17 protein-coding genes and 1 pseudogene are annotated in these 17,690 nt (G+C 71.6%); 14 read left to right on the top strand and 4 right to left on the bottom strand.

What is annotated here, in order from left to right:
* The first annotated feature begins 2 nt into the window (after positions 1-2).
* From pgsA to miaB, 7 genes are all read left to right on the top strand, one after another.
* A complete protein-coding gene (gene pgsA, locus DY157_RS02455; RefSeq protein ID WP_115727071.1) occupies positions 3-632 on the top strand; it encodes a CDP-diacylglycerol--glycerol-3-phosphate 3-phosphatidyltransferase in 630 nt (209 codons plus the stop codon).
* A gap of 168 nt (positions 633-800) precedes the next feature.
* Positions 801-1,142 carry a helix-turn-helix domain-containing protein gene (locus DY157_RS02460; protein ID WP_115727072.1) on the top strand — a complete coding sequence of 114 codons (342 nt, stop codon included), beginning with the start codon at positions 801-803 and terminating at the stop codon, positions 1,140-1,142.
* A 3-nt stretch (positions 1,143-1,145) separates the two neighbouring features.
* Positions 1,146-1,379, top strand: coding sequence for a DUF3046 domain-containing protein (locus DY157_RS02465; RefSeq protein ID WP_115727073.1), 234 nt, complete (start codon positions 1,146-1,148; stop codon positions 1,377-1,379).
* 265 nt (positions 1,380-1,644) lie between these two features.
* Positions 1,645-2,745, top strand: coding sequence for a recombinase RecA (gene recA / locus DY157_RS02470; RefSeq protein ID WP_115727074.1), 1,101 nt, complete (start codon positions 1,645-1,647; stop codon positions 2,743-2,745).
* Positions 2,746-2,752: 7 nt separating this feature from the next.
* Positions 2,753-3,352: a regulatory protein RecX gene (locus tag DY157_RS02475; protein WP_115727075.1), complete on the top strand. Its 600-nt coding sequence runs from the start codon at positions 2,753-2,755 to the stop codon at positions 3,350-3,352.
* 4 nt (positions 3,353-3,356) lie between these two features.
* Complete coding sequence (locus DY157_RS02480; protein WP_115727076.1) at positions 3,357-3,851, top strand: CinA family protein; 495 nt, start codon at positions 3,357-3,359, stop codon at positions 3,849-3,851.
* 10 nt (positions 3,852-3,861) lie between these two features.
* Positions 3,862-5,391 carry a tRNA (N6-isopentenyl adenosine(37)-C2)-methylthiotransferase MiaB gene (gene miaB / locus DY157_RS02485; protein WP_115727077.1) on the top strand — a complete coding sequence of 510 codons (1,530 nt, stop codon included), beginning with the start codon at positions 3,862-3,864 and terminating at the stop codon, positions 5,389-5,391.
* A gap of 305 nt (positions 5,392-5,696) precedes the next feature.
* Here the strand turns inward: miaB and DY157_RS02490 are convergent, their stop codons facing one another.
* Positions 5,697-6,110: a type III secretion system chaperone family protein gene (locus DY157_RS02490; protein WP_115727078.1), complete on the bottom strand. Its 414-nt coding sequence runs from the start codon at positions 6,108-6,110 to the stop codon at positions 5,697-5,699.
* Here DY157_RS02490 and miaA point away from each other — a divergent pair.
* Entirely contained in the window at positions 6,094-7,191 is a 1,098-nt protein-coding gene (gene miaA / locus DY157_RS02495; RefSeq protein ID WP_115727889.1) for a tRNA (adenosine(37)-N6)-dimethylallyltransferase MiaA, read from the top strand. The genes DY157_RS02490 and miaA overlap by 17 nt on opposite strands.
* A 10-nt stretch (positions 7,192-7,201) precedes the next feature.
* Entirely contained in the window at positions 7,202-8,194 is a 993-nt protein-coding gene (gene dapF, locus DY157_RS02500) for a diaminopimelate epimerase (RefSeq protein ID WP_115727079.1), read from the top strand.
* Positions 8,195-8,251: 57 nt separating this feature from the next.
* Here the strand turns inward: dapF and DY157_RS02505 are convergent, their stop codons facing one another.
* Positions 8,252-8,869 (bottom strand): class I SAM-dependent methyltransferase, encoded by a 618-nt coding sequence (locus DY157_RS02505; protein ID WP_115727080.1) that lies wholly within the window; start codon positions 8,867-8,869, stop codon positions 8,252-8,254.
* 119 nt (positions 8,870-8,988) lie between these two features.
* On the opposite strand from DY157_RS02505, the gene hflX reads away from it, so the two are divergent.
* From hflX to DY157_RS02520, 3 genes are all read left to right on the top strand, one after another.
* Positions 8,989-10,524, top strand: a complete 1,536-nt coding sequence (gene hflX / locus DY157_RS02510) for a GTPase HflX (RefSeq protein ID WP_115727081.1) — start codon at positions 8,989-8,991, stop codon at positions 10,522-10,524.
* Entirely contained in the window at positions 10,517-12,451 is a 1,935-nt protein-coding gene (locus DY157_RS02515; protein ID WP_115727082.1) for an ATP-dependent DNA helicase, read from the top strand. Before hflX ends, DY157_RS02515 begins: the two co-directional genes overlap by 8 nt.
* An 81-nt stretch (positions 12,452-12,532) precedes the next feature.
* Positions 12,533-13,522, top strand: coding sequence for an L-lactate dehydrogenase (locus DY157_RS02520; protein ID WP_115727083.1), 990 nt, complete (start codon positions 12,533-12,535; stop codon positions 13,520-13,522).
* Between the two features lie 107 nt (positions 13,523-13,629).
* Here DY157_RS02520 and lexA read toward each other — a convergent pair.
* Positions 13,630-14,386 (bottom strand): annotated as a pseudogene (gene lexA / locus DY157_RS02525) (transcriptional repressor LexA).
* A 188-nt stretch (positions 14,387-14,574) separates the two neighbouring features.
* Between lexA and DY157_RS02530 the strand changes: the two are divergent.
* Both DY157_RS02530 and nrdR read left to right on the top strand, forming a co-directional pair.
* Positions 14,575-15,045 (top strand): LysM peptidoglycan-binding domain-containing protein, encoded by a 471-nt coding sequence (locus DY157_RS02530; RefSeq protein WP_115727084.1) that lies wholly within the window; start codon positions 14,575-14,577, stop codon positions 15,043-15,045.
* Positions 15,046-15,245: 200 nt separating this feature from the next.
* A complete protein-coding gene (nrdR, locus tag DY157_RS02535; protein ID WP_115727085.1) occupies positions 15,246-15,770 on the top strand; it encodes a transcriptional regulator NrdR in 525 nt (174 codons plus the stop codon).
* 148 nt (positions 15,771-15,918) lie between these two features.
* Here the strand turns inward: nrdR and DY157_RS02540 are convergent, their stop codons facing one another.
* A complete protein-coding gene (locus DY157_RS02540; protein ID WP_115727086.1) occupies positions 15,919-17,661 on the bottom strand; it encodes an AMP-binding protein in 1,743 nt (580 codons plus the stop codon).
* Positions 17,662-17,690: the final 29 nt, after the last annotated feature.

Consider the following 17,690-nt stretch of genomic DNA (forward strand, 5'->3'; position numbering starts at 1 on the left):
CAATGGACGACAACGTCTCGACGATCGATCGGGAGCACTCGGTCTCCCCGTACAACCTCCCGAACGCCCTCACGGTCCTGAGGCTCGTCCTCGTGCCCGTGTTCATCGTCCTCATGCTCCAGTCGTCCGTCGGGGCGCGCTGGTGGGCGCTCGTCGTCTTCGTCGTCGCGGCGATCACCGATCACCTCGACGGGCGGATCGCGCGCTCGCGCAACCTCATCACCGACTTCGGGAAGATCGCCGACCCGATCGCCGACAAGGCCCTGACGCTCGGCGCGTTCATCATGCTGTCGATCGCGGGACTCCTGCCCTGGTGGGTGACGGTCCTCATCGCGATCCGCGAGCTCGGTATCACATGGCTGCGCGCGGTCCTCCTCAAGCGGGGGATCGTCGTCGCGGCGAACAAGGGCGGGAAGCTCAAGACCGTCCTCCAGATCCTCGCGATCACGATCCTCCTCGTGCCGTGGCGCCACATCGGCGCGGCGGGCGGGGCTGCGGGCGCCGTCGCGAGCGGCTTCCTCATCCTCGGCTGGATGATCGCGGGCCTCGCGCTGCTCGTCACCCTGTGGTCCGGGTGGGTCTACCTCTCGGAGGGCTGGAGGCTGTGGAAGGCGACCGAATCGCAGAGTTGAGTCTCGGCGACGCAACTCACAGGCGCGTCATAGGAACTCCCCGTGGCGGGGTTTTCGGCGGAATCCCGCCGAAACCCCCGCCTTCGGCTCTCGCGGGCGCCATTCTGCGCGATCCCGAACGGTGAATTCGACGTGCGGCGGGCGAGCGCTGAGCGATAGAGTCGCTGCATGAACGCGACACCCGCCCCCTCGCCGCTCCTGCGCACGGAACTCGGCGACGTCCTGCGCGGCCTGCGCAGGCGCCAGGGCCGGACCCTGCGCGAAGTGTCCTCCGAAGCCCGCGTCTCCCTCGGCTACCTGTCCGAGGTCGAGCGCGGTCAGAAGGAGGCCTCCTCCGAACTCCTCGAGGCGATCTGCTCGGCCCTCGGCGTGCCGCTCTGGTTCGTTCTCCGCGAGATCTCCGACCGCATGGCGGTCATTGACGGCGTCGTTGTCCCGGACACGGTCCCGGACGACCTCGTCCCGGACACGGTCCCGGACGACCTCGTCCCCGTCACCCTCATCTCCTGATCCGTGAAGTCCTCGGAGTTCTGGGAGGCCGTCGATTCCGTCTTCGGCCCCGCCCTCGGACGCTCCTACGCGGCCGACCTCTACCTGCCCGCCCTGCGCGGCACCTGCGTCGAGGCCCTCGATCGCGGCGACTCGCCGCAGGCCGTGTGGAGCGCCCTCGTCGATGAGACCGGCGCCGGCGACGCCGTCAAGTGGTACCACCGCCTCGATGCGAAGGCGCGGCGCGCGCTGCGCTGAGCTTCGCGGTCCGCGGGGTCGCGCTCCGGTTGGTGGAGGTCAAGCGGAATCGTGCGCGCGGCGCGTCGTGCGCATCGAACACGTGTTCCATGTATGATCTCCACCGATGACGGCGGCGCCCTCGCGAATCCACAGGTTCGACAGGGGGCGTACGCAAACGTCGATGGTCGGGCGTACCGTCGTCGCGTCGCCCCGGAGAGGGGCCGGCGCCCCCAGACCAGATCCACCCGTGAGCCGGAGAGGCTCGGACCGCTGAGAGGACATCATGGCCGCTGCACCGCGCAAGAGCGCCCCCGCCACCAAGGGCGACGACAGGAACAAGGCGCTCGAACTCGCGCTCTCCCAGATCGACAAGCAGTTCGGCAAGGGGTCGGTGATGCGCCTCGGCGACGACACCCGTCCGCCGGTCCAGGTGATCCCCACGGGCTCCCTCGCCCTCGACGTCGCGCTCGGCATCGGAGGCCTTCCGCGCGGCCGCGTCATCGAGATCTACGGCCCCGAGTCCTCCGGTAAGACGACGGTCGCCCTCCACGCGGTCGCCAACGCCCAGAAGGCCGGCGGAAACGCCGCCTTCATCGACGCCGAGCACGCGCTCGACCCGGTCTACGCGAAGGCCCTCGGCGTCGACATCGACAACCTCCTCGTCTCCCAGCCGGACACCGGCGAGCAGGCGCTCGAGATCGCCGACATGCTCATCCGCTCCGGCGGCATCGACATCATCGTCATCGACTCGGTCGCCGCCCTCGTCCCGAAGGCGGAGATCGAGGGCGAGATGGGCGACTCGCACGTCGGCCTCCAGGCCCGCCTCATGAGCCAGGCGCTCCGCAAGATCACCGGCGCGCTCTCCGCCACCGGCACGACCGCGATCTTCATCAACCAGCTGCGCGAGAAGATCGGCGTCTTCTTCGGGTCGCCGGAGACGACGACGGGCGGCAAGGCCCTGAAGTTCTACGCCTCCGTCCGCATCGACGTCCGCCGCATCGAGACGCTGAAGGAGGCGGGCGCTCCCGTCGGCAACCGCACCCGCGCGAAGGTCGTGAAGAACAAGATGGCCCCGCCCTTCAAGCAGGCCGAGTTCGACATCGTCTACGGCAAGGGCATCTCGCGCGAGGGCTCGATCATCGACATGGGCGTCGACGCGGGGATCATCCGCAAGTCCGGCTCCTGGTTCACCTACGGGGACGACCAGCTCGGCCAGGGCAAGGAGAACGTCCGCCAGTTCCTCGCCGACAACCCCGAGCTCGCGACCGAGATCGAGAACAAGATCCTCGCTCAGCTCGGCATCGGGGAGGCCCCCGCGGAGGAGGCCCCCGAGGCCGCCGACGTCCGCGAGGCGATCGACCCGCTCGAGGACGCGGGCTTCTGATCCGCCGATGGTCCGCTACATCGATCCGGAGGATCACCCCGAGCTCGGCGAGGAGCGGTCGAAGGGCCGCACCTCCCCGGCCGAGCGGCTCGCGCGGCTGCGCGAGCGCAACGCGGCCCTCACGGGAACGGCCGCGCTCGAGGCGGCCCGAGAGGTCGCGCTCCGACTCCTCGATTCGCGCTCGCGCTCGACGGGGGAGTTGAGAAGCGCCATCGAGCAGAAGGGTTTCGCGCCCGAGATCGCCGAGGAAGTGATCGCGCGCCTCGAGCGCGTGGGCCTCGTCGATGACGCGGCCTTCGCCCGCGCCCTCGTCTCCGATCGCTTCCGTGGGACCGGGAAGGCGGGGCGCGCCCTCATCGAGGAGATGCGCCGCAAGGGGCTCGACTCCGAGACGATCGAGGATGCGATGGCCGATATCGATGCGGAGGCGCTGCGCGTTCGGGCCCGCGAGCTCGTCGACCGCAAGCTCCGCTCGATGCGCGGCGTTCCCCGCGACGCCGCCTATCGCAGGCTCGCCGGGATGCTCGCCCGCAAGGGGTACGCGCCCTCCTTGTGCGCGTCCGTCGTCGCCGAGGCGCTCGACGCGCGCGGTGACGACCTAGTCTGACACCGTGAACGACGCCGATATCGCCGCCCTCCTCGACGACCTCGCGGACGCGGGCCTCACGCTCGCGACCGCGGAGTCCCTCACCGGCGGGCGCGTGTGCGCCCGACTCGTCGATGTGCCAGGCGCCTCGCGCGTCGTCCTCGGGGGAGTCTGCACCTACGCGACCCGCCTCAAGCACGAGATCCTCGGCGTCGATCAGGAGCGCCTCGAACGCTTCGGCCCCGTCGACGAGGTCGTCTCCCTCGAGATGGCGAGGGGAGTGCGGTGTCTCACGGGCGCTTCGATCGGCGTCTCGACGACCGGCGTCGCCGGGCCCGAACCGCAGGGGGAGGCCTCCGTCGGCACCGTTCATGTCGCGGTGGCCTGGGAGGGAGGGGACGCGCACCGCCTGCTCGCGCTCGACGGCGACCGGGAGACGATTCGCTCCGGCGCGGTGGACGCCGCCCTCGCCCTCGTCCGCGAGGTCCTCGACGCGAGGGAGATCCCCGCGGGCCAGTAGACTGCACGCGATGAACGCCGCACCCGCACCCCGCACCGATGCGCCGAGGACCTACGCGATCCGCACCCTCGGCTGCCAGATGAACGAGCACGACTCCGAGCGCATGGCCGGACTCCTCGAGCAGGCGGGTCTCGTGCCCGTCGACCGCGTCCCCGAGGCCTCCGCCCGCGCGACCGATGCGGGCGACATGGGCGCCGACGTCGTCGTCATCAACACGTGCTCCGTCCGCGAGAACGCGGCCACTCGGCTCTTCGGCAACCTCGGACAGCTCGCGGCCGTCAAGCGCGAGCGGCCCGGCATGCAGATCGCCGTCGGCGGATGCCTCGCCCAGCAGATGCGCGACGGCATCGTCGAGAAGGCCCCTTGGGTCGACGCGGTCTTCGGCACCCACAACATCGACGTCCTCCCGGCGCTGCTGCGCCGCGCCGAGCACAACCGCGAGGCGGCCGTCGAGATCGAGGAGTCCCTCAAGGTCTTCCCCTCGACCCTGCCGACCCACCGCGAGTCCGCCTACGCGGCCTGGGTGTCGATCTCGGTCGGGTGCAACAACACCTGCACCTTCTGCATCGTCCCGCATCTTCGCGGCAAGGAGCGCGACCGCCGTCCCGGCGAGATCCTCGAGGAGGTCGGCGCGGTCGTCGCCCAGGGCGCCATCGAGGTCACCCTGCTCGGCCAGAACGTCAACTCCTACGGCGTCGGATTCGGCGAGCGCGGCGCCTTCGCCTCCCTGCTCCGCTCGGTCGGGGCCGTCGAGGGGCTGGAGCGCGTCCGCTTCACGAGCCCCCACCCGGCCGCCTTCACCGACGACGTCATCGCCGCGATGGCCGAGACTCCGACCGTCATGCCGAGCCTCCACATGCCGCTGCAATCCGGCTCGGACGCGGTCCTGCGCCAGATGCGCCGCTCGTACCGGCGCGAGAAGTTCATGGGCATCCTCGAGCGCGTCCGCGACCGCATTCCCGAGGCGGCGATCACGACGGACATCATCGTCGGATTCCCCGGCGAGACCGAGGAGGACTTCCTCCAGACCCTCGAGGTCGTCGAGGAGGCGCGCTTCTCCTCCGCCTTCACCTTCCTCTACTCGCCGCGTCCGGGCACGCCCGCCGCGGACCGCGAGGACCAGGTGGTCGACGACGTGGCGCTCGAGCGCTACCAGCGTCTTATCGCCCTCCAGGAGAGGATCTGCGCCGAGGACAACGCGAAGCTCGCGGGCACCGAGGTCGAGGTCCTCATCTCCGAGGGCGACGGCCGCAAGGACGGCGCGACTCACCGCGTCACCGGGCGCGCACGCGACAATCGGCTCGTTCACGTCGCGCTTCCGACGGGCCTCGCCGAGGCCGATCGGCCCCGGCCCGGCGACATGGTGACGGCGCGCGTCACGCACGGCGCGCCCCACCACCTCATCGCCGACTCCGCCCTCGACGGGGGCCTGTGGCGCCTGCGCCGTACGCGCGCGGGCGACGCCTGGGAGCGCCGCCGCGCTCATGAGGAGGACGAGCGCGTCTCCCTCGGGATCCCGACGATCCGGGTCGGCCGCTAGGGCCGATCGACGAGGACGGGCAATCCTCTGAGGTCTCGATTCGGCGACGAATCCGTGTGGCGTTCTCAGGGGCTCTGCGGACGTCTACCGTTGTCCCGGAGCGGTTGTCACAACGGCGTGACGGCCGCGTCCGCTCGCACGAGCCCCACCGAGAGCATCACCTTCACGCGTCGAAAGCATCACTTCTCTTCGCTGAGGGGATGCGGGAGCACGACTTCGCGCGGGGATGACGAGCTACCTCTGTCCGCAAGACGGCGGTGCCCCCGCGCGTCGCGCGGGGGCACCGGTCGTTCAGAGGCGCCCGATCATTCCGCTCCGGGAGTGACGAGACCGGGGAGCTCCTCAGCGGCCTGGTGGGTCACCCCGACGCCCCGGCGGACGAGCGTGTGGATCTGACGATCCGAAAGCCCCTCGCCGACGAAGAAGCGGGTCGCGAGGACGAAGGCCCACCCCTGCTCCGAACGCATCGGGAAGACCGTCGGCTGGAGGTGGTCGGTGTTCCATTGGTTCGCGATGCGCGCGAGGTCGTAGGCGGAGAGGGACGCGGTGTCCTCGTCCGAGAGCTCGATGCGCGTCTCCACCTGGAGCCAGGGCGCGTCGGCCGGCTCTCGGTGGAACTGCATGCGGCGGCCGTTGACCTCCGTGAGGACGACGAACTCGGTCGAGCCGTGGGGGAGGCCGTCGCCCTCGACGATGCGCTCGATGCGCTCGATCGACACGGGCTCGACCTCGACGCCCCACTTCGCGTCCGAGGCCGCCGCGTCCGAGGCTGCTGCGCCCGCGACCCGTGCCCCGGCCCGCGGCGCGCCCTCGAGCGACGCCGCGCGCCTCGAGCGCCCCGGGGACCTCCTCGTCGCGGTCGTCGGCCCGACGGCCTCCGGCAAGTCCGACCTCGGCCTCGACCTCGCCGAGTCGCTGCCCGCGGTCCTCGGCGCGGGCCCGGGCGAGATCGTGTCGGCCGACGCCCTGCAGCTCTACCGCGGCATGGACATCGGCACGGCGAAGACGCCGGTCGCCGAGCGCCGCGGTAGCCCGCACCACCAGATCGACGTCCTCGACCTCCTCGAGGAGGCGTCGGTCGCCCGCTACCAGAAGGAGTCGCGCGCCGACGTCGCCGCGATCCACGCGCGCGGCGGGGTCGGCGTCGTCGCCGGCGGATCCGGCCTCTATCAGCGCGCGCTCCTCGACCGCCTCGACTTCCCGGGCACGGACCCGCGGGTGCGCGCCGAGCTCGAGGCCGAGGCCGAGGGCCCGCTCGGGTCGCGTGGGCTCCACGCGCGCCTCGCCGCCCTCGACCCGCTGTCGGCGGAGCGCATCGACCCGCACAACGCCCGCCGGATCATCCGCGCCCTCGAGGTCATCGCCCTGACCGGCGAGCCCTATTCGAGCCGGATGCCCGAGAAGGTCTTCGCCGCGCCCTCGGTGATGATCGCGATCCGCCGCGACCTCGACGTCCTCGACGAGCGGATCCGGATGCGGACGGAGAAGATGTTCGCCGACGGGCTCCTCGAGGAGACCCGAGCCCTCCTCGATCTCGGCCTGCGCGAGGCGAGGACCGCCCGCAAGGCGACCGGCTACGCCGAGGCGATCGCCGTCATCGACGGCGAGATGACGACCGATGAGGCCGCCGAGTCGATCTCCATCGCGACGCGCCAACTCGCCCGCCGCCAGATCAAATGGCTGCGCCCCGACGCCCGGGTCCACTGGCTCGACGCGGAGGGGGACGCGCCGCTCCTCGACCGCACCCTCGACCTCGTCCGTCAGACGGTCGACGACGAACTCGGGGCCGCCGCGCACTAGCGTGGGCGCCATGAACGAGCAGAGCGCGGCCGGGATCTCCGCGGCCAAGGCCCACGGGACCGGGAACTCCTTCGTCGTCTACGTCGACGCCGAGGGGACGCGCGATCTCGACGCCGAAGCGGTCGCGCGGATCTGCTCGCCCGCCTTCGGGATCGGCGCGGACGGCCTCATGCGCGCCGTGCGAGCCGACGGCCGCTGGTTCATGGACTACCGCAACGCCGACGGGTCGCTCGCGGAGATGTGCGGCAACGGCATCCGCGTCTTCGTCGATCACCTGCGCCGCGAGGGCCTCCTCGACTCCGATCGCATCGAGGTCGGGACCCGCGGGGGAGTGCGGACCGTCGAGGTCCTCCCGGCGGCCGCAGGGAAGGCCGGCCGCGGGAGCGGCGCGGGGGGCGACGAGGCCGCCGACTACCGCGTCGACATGGGCCCGGCGCGCTCCGACTGCGCCGAATCCGTCGCCGTGCGCGTGCCCGGCCTGGCGGGCGAGCGCCCCGGGATCTTCATCGACATGCCGAACCCGCACACCGTTATCGCCGTGAGCGCCGACGAGCTCGACGCGGCGATCCTCCCGAGCGTCGACGCGGCCCTCGCCCCCGAGCCGATGCGGCCCTCCTTCGCGCCGGCGAATCCGCGCGGGACGAACCTCGAACTCGTCGTCGACCTCGGCGACGATCCCGCGATCGCGCCCGGCACGATCGACGAGGGCGCGACCGGGGTCTGCCGGATGCGGGTCCTCGAACGCGGAGTCGGGGAGACCCTCTCCTGCGGCACCGGGTGCTGCGCCGCGGCTCTCGCGACGGCGATCCGCCGCGGCCCGTCGGCCCCGCGCCGCTGGCGCGTCCTCATCCCCGGGGGCGAGGTCCGCGTCGACCTCGACGGCGTCCTCGACTGGGCCGACGTCGAGCCGCGCGTCACCGGCGCGTCCGTCCTCCTCACCGGGCCCGCGACGCGCGTCGCGACCCTCGTCCTCGACGGGGCGCTCGCGGCCCCCGCCCGGTAGACGCCGCGCCCCGCCCTCGTGAACGAGGACGGGGCGGCGAACGGGAGGGCAGCGGATTCAGGCGCCGGGGCGGACCTCGATGATCCGGTAGCCCTTCTTCGACGCGATCTTCGCGGCCGCGTAGCCCTGGGCGTTGAGCCACTCGATGAGGGAATCGGCGCCGAGGTTGCGCTGGACGACGAGATAGGCGGCGCCCGTCGGGGCGAGCCGGTCGAGCCACGTCGTCAGCAGCGCGTGGAGGGAGTCCTTGCCGATGCGGATCGGCGGGTTCGACCAGATGACGTCGAAATGGGCGTCCTCGGCGGCGACGGCGTCGAGCGCGTCGGGTGACGTGAGGGCGCGGACGTTCGGGCAGCCGTTGAGGCCGGCGTTGCGCCGCGTGAGGTCGACGGCGCGAGAGTTGACGTCGACGGCCCACACCTCGGCGTCGGGCGCCTCCTTCGCCATCGCCACGGCGATCGGGCCCCAGCCGCAGCCGATGTCGAGGAAGCGGCCGGAGGCGGGGAGGGCGGGCGCCTCGGCGAGGAGCTGACGGGTCCCGAGGTCGAGGCGCGACGCGGAGAAGACCTTCGAGGAGACGCGCATGACGAGGTCGTGGCCGCGCGCTTCGATGCGCAGAGTGCGCAGATCGGAGTCGGCGGCCGGCGACTGGTCGGAGAAGTACTGTTCGTCCACGCCCCCAAGGGTAGCGGGCGCCCGGGGAGCTTCTCCGCTCTCAGCGCAACGACCGGTGCGCCCGCGCCGCGACGAGTCGGGGCGTGGGAGACTGGGGGGACCCCGTGGAGAGGAACTCGATGGACCAGTCCGACGCCCCGTCCGCCCCGATCGACGACGCCGAGGAGCGCGCTCGCGACGTCGTCGCCCGCATCCTCGCGCGGCGAGGGACGGCGCTCGAGTCGACGGAGGGGCAGGACCATTCGACGGACGCGGGCGCCCTCGAGCGCGAGGCCCGCGCCGGCACGCGGCGCGTCCAGGGGCTCGCGAACGACCGGGAGGAGATCTCCGAGGTCGAGTACCGCCAGGTCCGCCTCGAGCGCGTCGTCCTCGTCGGACTGCGGACGACCCAGACCGAGGAGGAGGTCGACACCTCTTTGCGCGAGCTTGCGGCGCTCGCGGAGACGGCCGGTTCGGAGGTCCTCGACGCGGTCGTCCAGAAGCGCGTGAAGCCCGATCCCGCGACCTACCTCGGCTCCGGCAAGGCGAAGGAGCTCGCCGACATCGTCCGGGCGGTCGGGGCCGACACGGTGATCGTCGACGAGGAGCTCGCGCCCTCGCAGCGCCGCGGACTCGAGGACGTCGTCGACGCGAAGGTCGTCGACCGAACGGCGCTCATCCTCGACATCTTCGCCCAGCACGCGAAGTCCCGCGAGGGCAAGGCGCAGGTCGAACTCGCCCAGCTCGAGTACCTCCTCCCGAGGCTCCGCGGCTGGGGCCAATCGATGTCCCGCCAGGCGGGCGGCCGCGTCGCCGCGGGCGCCGGCATCGGCTCGAGGGGCCCGGGCGAGACGAAGATCGAGCTTGACCGTCGCCGGATCCGCACGCGCATGGCGAAGCTGCGCGAGGAGATCCGCAGGATGGAGCCAGCCCGCCGGACGCAGCGCCTCTCGCGCCGCCGCGGCGGCGTTCCCTCCGTCGCGATCGCCGGGTACACGAACGCCGGCAAGTCGACGCTCCTCAACCGGCTGACGGGCGCGGGCGTCCTCGTCGAGGACGCGCTCTTCGCGACCCTCGACCCGACGGTCCGGCGCGCCGAGACCTCGGACGGGCGCGCGTACACGCTCACCGACACCGTCGGATTCGTCCGCAACCTCCCGACGCAGCTCGTCGAGGCGTTCCGCTCGACCCTCGAGGAGGTCGGCGAGGCGGACCTCCTCGTCCACGTCGTCGACGCCGCCCACCCCGACCCGATCGGCCAGGTCGAGGCGGTCCGCGCGGTTCTCGCCGACATCGAGGGCGCCGCCGACATCCCCGAGATCATCGTCCTCAACAAGGCGGACCTCGCGAGTCCGGAGCGCCTCGCCCTCGTCCGCACGTACTTCCCCGACGCCGTCGCGGTTTCCGCGATGACGGGCTTCGGCATGGACGAGCTGCGCCATCGGATCGAGGATGCCCTGCCGCGCCCGCGCGTCCTCGTCGACGTCGTCGTCCCGTACTCGCGCGGCGACCTCGTCCACGCCGTCCACGAGGACGGCGAGGTCGAGCGCGAGGAGTACGTCGCCGAGGGGACGCGGATCCGCGCCCGCGTCGACGAGCAGCTCGCCGCGCGCATCGCCGAGGTCGGCCTTCCGATCGACGAGGACGGGGCGGGAGCCGGGAACGCCGATGAGTGAGCCGACCCGGGACGAGGAGATCCTCGACCGCGTCGTCTCCGCGATGGGCGGGAGCCGACGCGACGGCCAGCACGAGATGGTCCGCGCGATCGGCGAGGCCATCGACGCGAAGTCGCACCTCCTCGTCCAGGCGGGCACCGGAACCGGCAAGTCGATCGGGTACCTCGTGCCGCTTCTCGCGCACGCGGCGGCGACGGGGGAGAGGGCGCTCGTGTCGACCGCGACGCTCGCGCTGCAGCGCCAGATCCTCACGAAGGACGCCCCCGCAGTCGTCGACGCGGTCGCGGCCGAGACCTCGGTGCGCCCGGAGGTCGCGGTCCTCAAGGGCTGGTCGAACTACCTGTGCCTCCACCGGGTCGACGGCGGCTACCCGAGCGAGGGGACGCTCTTCGAGGGCTTCGAGACCTCGTCGAAGTCGCGGGTGAGCGAACTCGGCGAGCAGGTCGTGAGGCTGCGCGAATGGGCGGCCTCGACGGACACGGGCGACCGCGACGACCTCGTCCCCGGCGTGTCCGATCGGGCGTGGCGCCAGGTCTCCGTCTCCAAGCGCGAGTGCCTGGGGAAGTCGTGCCCGCTCGTCGACGAGTGCTTCGCCCAGGCGGCGCGCGACCGGGCGATGGAGGCCGACCTCGTCGTCACGAACCACTCCCTCTTCGGTATCCACTGCACCTCGGAGTCCGACCTCTTCGGGGAGTTCGGGCCGGTCGTCGTCGACGAGGCCCACGAGCTCGCCGACCGCGTCCGCGACCAGGCGTCCCAGGCGCTCTCCCAGGGCCTCGTGCTGCGGGTCGCGCGAACCGTCCGCTCGCAGGCGAAGGTCGAGTGCTCGGACCTCGAGACCGCGGGCGCCGAGCTCGGCGCCTCGCTCGCGCCCCTCGAGGCCGGATTGATCCTCTCGCGCCCCGAGGCGCTGGACGAGGCGATCCGCCTCCTCGACGACGCGTCGCGCAGGGCCGCGAGCGGCGTCCAGGACTCCGGGGCGGATCCGGCGGCGAAGATCCTCGCACGCGCCGCCCTCGACGAGATCCGCGGCTTCGTCGCGGCGTGGTCTCAGGATCCGGCGACGATGATCGCCTCCCTCTCGCGGTCCGAGGACCGCTCGTCCGAGATCCTCTCGATCGGGCCGCTCGACGTCGCCCCGGCGCTCGGGCTCAAGGGCTTCGCCGAACGCCCCGTCGTCCTCACCTCCGCGACACTCGCGCTCGGCGGCTCCTTCGACGCGATGGCGCACGACGCGGGATTCATGATGTCGGAGACGCCGTGGCGAGGCATCGACGTCGGCACCCCCTTCGACCCGGCGGCCCAGGCGATCCTCTACATCGCCCGGCATCTCCCGGACCCCGGTCCCGGCGGCGCCACCGACGCCGCGCTCGACGAGCTCGTCGGCCTCGCACAGGCTGCGGGCGGCGGCGTCCTCGCGCTCTTCTCCTCCTGGCGGGCAGCCGAGGCCGGGGCGGCCGCGCTGCGGGAGCGGACCGACCTCGAGGTGCTCATGCAGGGCGACGAGACCCTCTCCGCGCTCGTCGACCGCTTCCGCGAGGACGAGGACGCCTGCCTCGTCGGGACCCTCTCGCTCTGGCAGGGCGTCGACGTCGTCGGCTCGTCCTGCCGACTCGTCGTCATCGACCGGATCCCCTTCCCCCACAAGGAGGATCCCGTGACGAAGGCCCGCTCGATCGACGCCGAGCGTCACGGGTTCTCCGGATTCCAGACCGTTTCCCTCACGCGCGCGGCCCTCCTCATGGCGCAGGGCGCGGGGCGCCTTCTGCGCTCGCCGTCCGACCGCGGCGTCGTCGCCGTCCTCGATCGGCGCCTCCTCACGAAGAGCTACGGGGCGTTCATCCGGGCTTCGATGCCGCGGATGTGGCCGACCTGGGACCCCGACCTCGTGCGCGGCGCCCTCGAGCGTCTGAAGGCGCGGAAATGAACGGATGACCACACCCGGACGGCCGTTGAAGCGCGGGGAGGATCTGAGAAGATGGGGAGCAACCTCGAGGAAGGAGCGGTGATGCCTGTCCAGGCGAAGAGTCTCTACCCCGCGAAGTCGGCGGGTCGTCCGTCGAAGATCGCGATCATCGGCGCGGGAGCGGTCGGCACGGCCGTCGCCTACGCCTGCGCGATGAGGGGCGACGCGCGATCGATCGTCCTTCAGGACATCAACAAGGCGAAGGTCGAGGCCGAGGCGCTCGACATCGCGCACGGCATTCAGTTCACGCCCTGCGGCTCGGTCGAGGGCTCCGACGACGTCGAGATCGTCCGCGGCTCCGACCTCGTCATCATCACCGCGGGAGCGAAGCAGAAGCCGGGCCAGTCGCGCCTCGAACTCGCCGAGTCGACGGTCGGCCTCATGAGGAAGATCGTCCCCAATCTTCAGAACGTCGCGCCCGACGCGCTCTTCATGTTCATCACGAACCCCGTCGACGTCGTCACTTACGCGGCCCTCAAGCTCACGGGCCTGCCGCGCAACCAGGTGTTCGGCTCGGGCACGGTCCTCGACACCTCGCGCCTGCGCTACCTCGTCTCCCTCGAGACGGGCGTCGCCACGCAGAACATCCACGCGTACATCGCCGGCGAGCACGGCGACTCCGAGGTCGCCCTGTGGTCCTCCGCGGAGATCGGGAACGTCCCGCTCGAGCACTGGGGTCCGACCCTCGACGGCGGGCACTTCGACCTGGCCCTCCGCAAGCGGATCGCGGATGAGGTCGTCCAGTCCGCCTACCGGATCATCGACGGCAAGGGCGCGACGAACTACGCGATCGGCCTCGCCGCGTCGAACATCGCCGGCGCGGTCCTGCGCGACGAGAACCGGGTCCTCACGGTCTCGACCTTCCTCGAGGACTGGGAGGGCATCTCCGACGTCTGCATGGCGGCCCCGACGATCGTCGGCCGCTCGGGCGCTGGCAGGGTGCTCAACCCGCCCCTGACGCTCAACGAGCGCGACGGCCTCACCGCCTCGGCCGAGAGGCTCCGCAAGGTCGCTCGCGACCTCGGGTTCTGATCGCCCGGCCGCGAGGCCCGCATCGTATCGCGCGCAACGCCCGTGGGGGCCGCCGGACGGCGGCCCCCACGGGCGTTCGACGTCGCGAGCGGCGCGACGAAGTACGGCTAGGCGAGCGAGCGGAGAACCGTCACGACTTTGCCGAGGATCGTCGCCTCGTCGCCGGGGATCGGCGCGTAGTCCTCGTTGCAGGGGAGGAGCCAGACGTGGCCGTCCTTCTTCGAGAGGACCTTCACGGTCGCTTCGCCGTCGATCATCGCGGCCACGATCTCGCCGGGCGTCGCCGAGGACTGCGATCGGACGACGACGAAGTCGCCGTCGAGGATCCCCGCCTCGATCATCGACTCGCCGTGGACCTCGAGCATGAAGAGGGAGCCGTGTCCAGTCAGGCGCGTCGGCAAGTCGAAGACGTCCTCGACGTACTGCTCCGCGGTGATCGGGGCGCCTGCGGCGATGCGTCCGACGAGCGGGATCGACGAGCGCTCCTCGTCGACGTGCGCGGCCGGCAGATCGATGGTGACGACGCGGGCGGCGGGGGCCTCCGCCTCGGGAATGGGGGCGGCGGGGGNTCGTGGGCGGGGTCGGAGTGGAATAAGGGGCGGGGGGGGCGGCGGGGGAGTCGACGCCGAGCTCGGCGCGCGCGGCCTCGGAGAGCTCGAGGGCGCGCGGCAGGCCCGGCACGCGCTGGAGGTAGCCGCAGCGTTCGAGGGCGTCGAGGTGGTGCTTGACGGTCGAGGGCGAGGCGAGGCCGACCCTCTCGGCGATCTCGCGCACCGAGGGCGGGAAGCCGTGGGAGCGCACCTCCTCGTGGACGACGAGGAGGATCTCGCGCTGCCTGGCTGAAAGTCCGTCCGAGCGTGTCATGGGTCCTCCCGGATTCGAGGCGCCGGACGCAAATGCCTATGGCGCCTGTTCCACTTGCAGGGCCAGGGTATCCGAGCCCGGCGCGGAGATGAAACATTTGTTCGAGAGGGTCTCGACTTCGCCTCCGCTACCTGATATCGTACAGGTGTTCGACGAACATGTGTACGATTCGCGAGAAGGAGCACCTCATGAGCACGTCCTCGGCGATCCGCCTTCAGGCCCGTCCGGTCGGGCGCGCGCGTCTCGCTTCGGTTCCCGATTTTCCGGGCGCCGACGTCCTTCCGCTTGAGTCGGCTCCCTCCGCCCGTCGTCGGCGCGAGGCCCTCCGTCTCGACCCGCCGTCGTGCCGCCGCCGTCCCGCGCTGCGCGTCCGCTCGGCCGCCGAGTCGTCGATGTCTCTGCGCCGCGTCCTCGTCGGTTCGCTCGCGACCCTCGCCCTCGGCATCGTCGGCGCGGGGGCCGGACTCCTCGTCTCGCCGGGCGCCTACGACGGCCCGACGACGCTCCACGCCGTCACGGCGGGGGAGTCGGTCTGGTCGATCGCCCAGACCGTCGCGACGGATCGTCCCCTCGAAGACGTCGTCACCGACATCGAGTCCCTCAATGGCGTCGACGGCGCCCTCATCGTCGGCCAGCTCCTCGAGGTGCCCGTCCGCTGAACGCCCTTCGCGGGCGAGGCGTCCGTCGTCGATCCGGCGTTGAGGGAGGCGACCGCCTGAGCCTCCTTCCGGGTCGAGCGTCCGGGGAGAGGTGCTGCGCCTCGGGGCTCGTCGCGCGCCCCGGGGAGCGGGTGAGAAACAGGTGGGGGAGTTGTGGCACCTGTTTCCCCTGTGACCTTCCGAGCGTGTAGCGTGAGGGGGTGCACTGCCCCTTCTGCCACAACCCCGACTCCCGCGTCGTCGACACGCGCATCGCCGACGACGGCGCGTCGATTCGTCGCAGGCGCGAGTGCACCGCCTGCAAGAAGCGCTTCACGACGCTCGAAACCTCGTCCTTCCAGGTCGTCAAGCGCTCCGGCGTCGTCGAGCCCTTCTCCCGCAACAAGGTCGTCGCGGGCGTGAAGAAGGCGTGCCAGGGGCGCCCCGTCTCCGATGATCAGCTGGCGATCCTCGCCCAGCAGGTGGAGGAGCAGCTCCGCTCGACGGGCGTCTCCAACGTCTCCTCCGACGAGGTCGGCAAGGCGATCCTCCCGTTCCTCCGCGACCTCGACGTCATCGCGTACCTCCGCTTCGCCTCCGTCTATCGCGCCTTCAACACGCTCGAGGACTTCGAGGACGCGATCGCGAACCTCCGCGGACGCGAGGCCGCGCCCGCGCCGAAGAAGCGGGCGCCGCGCAAGCGAGCGAATGCGCACGAGACCGCGCCGACGCTCCTCGACGACTGAACGGTCGTACTGAATCGCGGCGCGTCCGCCCCCGACTCGCGCCCCAACACGCGTTTGGCGGCTTTTGGAGTGTTTGGCGGGGAGGATCGGCCCGAATATCGCCGCCAAACGTCAGGAAACACGCCAAACGCGTGTTGGGGAGGGGCGGTTAGTCCTCCTTCCTCCGATCGGAGAACTTGCGGATCGCCGCGGCCGCGGTGTCGATGGCCTGGGCGGCCGAATCGGCGGCGCCGAGCACCTGCTCGCGAACCTTCTTGCGCATGACCTTGCCGAGCTGGGAGCGCGGCAGCTCGGTCATGACGACGAGCTGGCGGGGCAGGGCGTAGTGGGCGATCGACTTCTCCGCCCATTCGCGCACGTCGGCGAGCGTGATCGAGGCGCCGGCCTCGAGGACGATCGCGGCGACGACGTCCTCGCCGGACGTTCCCGCGGGGATCCCGATGACGGCGACGTCGCGGACGCCGGGCATCGAGCGGACCGCCTCCTCGACCTGCGAGGGGTAGACGTTGAAGCCGGAGGAGTTGATCATCTCCTTGCGGCGGTCGGCCATGTGGACGAATCCGTCGTGGACCTGGACGAGATCTCCGGTGCGCAGCCAGCCCTCGAAGAGGGCCTCTTCGGTTTCCTCCGGGCGCTCCCAGTAGCCGGAGAACACCTGAGGGCCACGGGCGAGGAGCTCGCCGACCTCGCCGGGGGCGACGTCGCGCGACGGGTCCTCCGGATCGACGATGCGGATCTCGGTCGAGGGGAAGGGGATGCCGAGGGCTCCGGGACGCCGATCCTTCGACAGGGGCGAGCCGAGGATGATCGGCGAGGCCTCCGTCATGCCGTAGCCCTCGATCATGAGACCCCCGGTCGCCTCCTCCCAGCGGCTCGCGAGCTCGCTCGACAGGGGCATCGCCCCCGAGAGGGAGAAGGTCATCGAGGAGAGATCGACGTCCATCGTCGCGGCCGTCGCGAGCAGGCGCTCGTACATCGGGGGGACGCCGAGGAAGAAGGTGCAGGGGAGGCGCTTCTGGCTCGTGAGGATCATCGTCGTGTCGAACTTCGGGAAGAGCGCGACGGTCGCGCCGAGGCGCAATCCCGCGAAGAGTCCGATCGTGAAGCCGAAGGCGTGGAAGAGGGGGAGGACGCAGTAGAAGACCTCGGCGCCCTCGTGGAGGACGGGAACCCACGCGATCGACTGGACGACGTTCGCGAGGAGGTTCCGGTGGGTGAGGCGCGCGGCCTTCGGCACGCCCGTCGTCCCGCCCGTGTGGATGAGGAGGGCCGCGTCGTCGGGGCCGACGGGGCAGTCGCGCAGCCAGCGCGGCGACTGGGCGACCGCGTGGTCCCAGGAGCGGGCCCACGACGGCGGGCGAGTCGAGAGGGCGTCGCGCTTCTCGCGCGCCGACTTCACGGGGAGGCGGAGGAGGACCTGCGAGGGCCCGGGCAGGGCGCGCGTGAGGTCGGCGGAGAAGACCGTCGTCCCGCGATCGAGGAAGGAGAGCTTGGACAGCGACTTCTCCCAGGCGACGACGACGCGGGCGCCGTGGCGCGCGAACTCCTCTTCGAGCTCGTGGTCGGGGGAGAGCGGGTTGTGCTCGACGGCGATCGCTCCGAGGGTCATCGTCGCGAGGATCGCGACGACGTGCTGCGGGCAGTTCGGCATGATGAGGCCGACCCGGTCGCCGGGCCGGACGCCCGCGCGCGCGAGGACGGAGGCGGCCCGCCGGATCCGGTCGACGAGCTGGGCGTACGTGATCGGGCGGGAGAAGAAGTCGAGGGCGACGCGCTCGGGATAGCGGGCGGCCACCTCCTCGACCATCTGCGGGAGCGTCTGATCGGGGATCTCGACGATGGGGGCGACGCCGGGCGCGTAGCCGCGGCGGAGGTCGTCCGTGAGGGCCACTGGTGCCTCCGAATGGGGGTGCGGGAGAA

This window comes from Actinomyces culturomici (assembly GCF_900499005.1).
GTDB classification, from domain to species: domain Bacteria; phylum Actinomycetota; class Actinomycetes; order Actinomycetales; family Actinomycetaceae; genus Pauljensenia; species Pauljensenia culturomici.

Bases quoted from the DNA above. Each gene is read 5' to 3' on its own strand.
- miaB (WP_115727077.1), top strand. From the start codon at position 3,862: ATGAACGCCGCACCCGCACCCCGCACCGATGCGCCGAGGACCTACGCG.
- dapF (WP_115727079.1), top strand. From the start codon at position 7,202: ATGAACGAGCAGAGCGCGGCCGGGATCTCCGCGGCCAAGGCCCACGGG.
- hflX (WP_115727081.1), top strand. From the start codon at position 8,989: ATGGACCAGTCCGACGCCCCGTCCGCCCCGATCGACGACGCCGAGGAG.
- DY157_RS02475 (WP_115727075.1), top strand. From the start codon at position 2,753: ATGGTCCGCTACATCGATCCGGAGGATCACCCCGAGCTCGGCGAGGAG.
- miaA (WP_115727889.1), top strand. From the start codon at position 6,094: ATGCGCTCGATCGACACGGGCTCGACCTCGACGCCCCACTTCGCGTCC.
- recA (WP_115727074.1), top strand. From the start codon at position 1,645: ATGGCCGCTGCACCGCGCAAGAGCGCCCCCGCCACCAAGGGCGACGAC.
- DY157_RS02460 (WP_115727072.1), top strand. From the start codon at position 801: ATGAACGCGACACCCGCCCCCTCGCCGCTCCTGCGCACGGAACTCGGC.
- DY157_RS02520 (WP_115727083.1), top strand. From the start codon at position 12,533: ATGCCTGTCCAGGCGAAGAGTCTCTACCCCGCGAAGTCGGCGGGTCGT.
- DY157_RS02530 (WP_115727084.1), top strand. From the start codon at position 14,575: ATGAGCACGTCCTCGGCGATCCGCCTTCAGGCCCGTCCGGTCGGGCGC.
- DY157_RS02515 (WP_115727082.1), top strand. From the start codon at position 10,517: ATGAGTGAGCCGACCCGGGACGAGGAGATCCTCGACCGCGTCGTCTCC.
- pgsA (WP_115727071.1), top strand. From the start codon at position 3: ATGGACGACAACGTCTCGACGATCGATCGGGAGCACTCGGTCTCCCCG.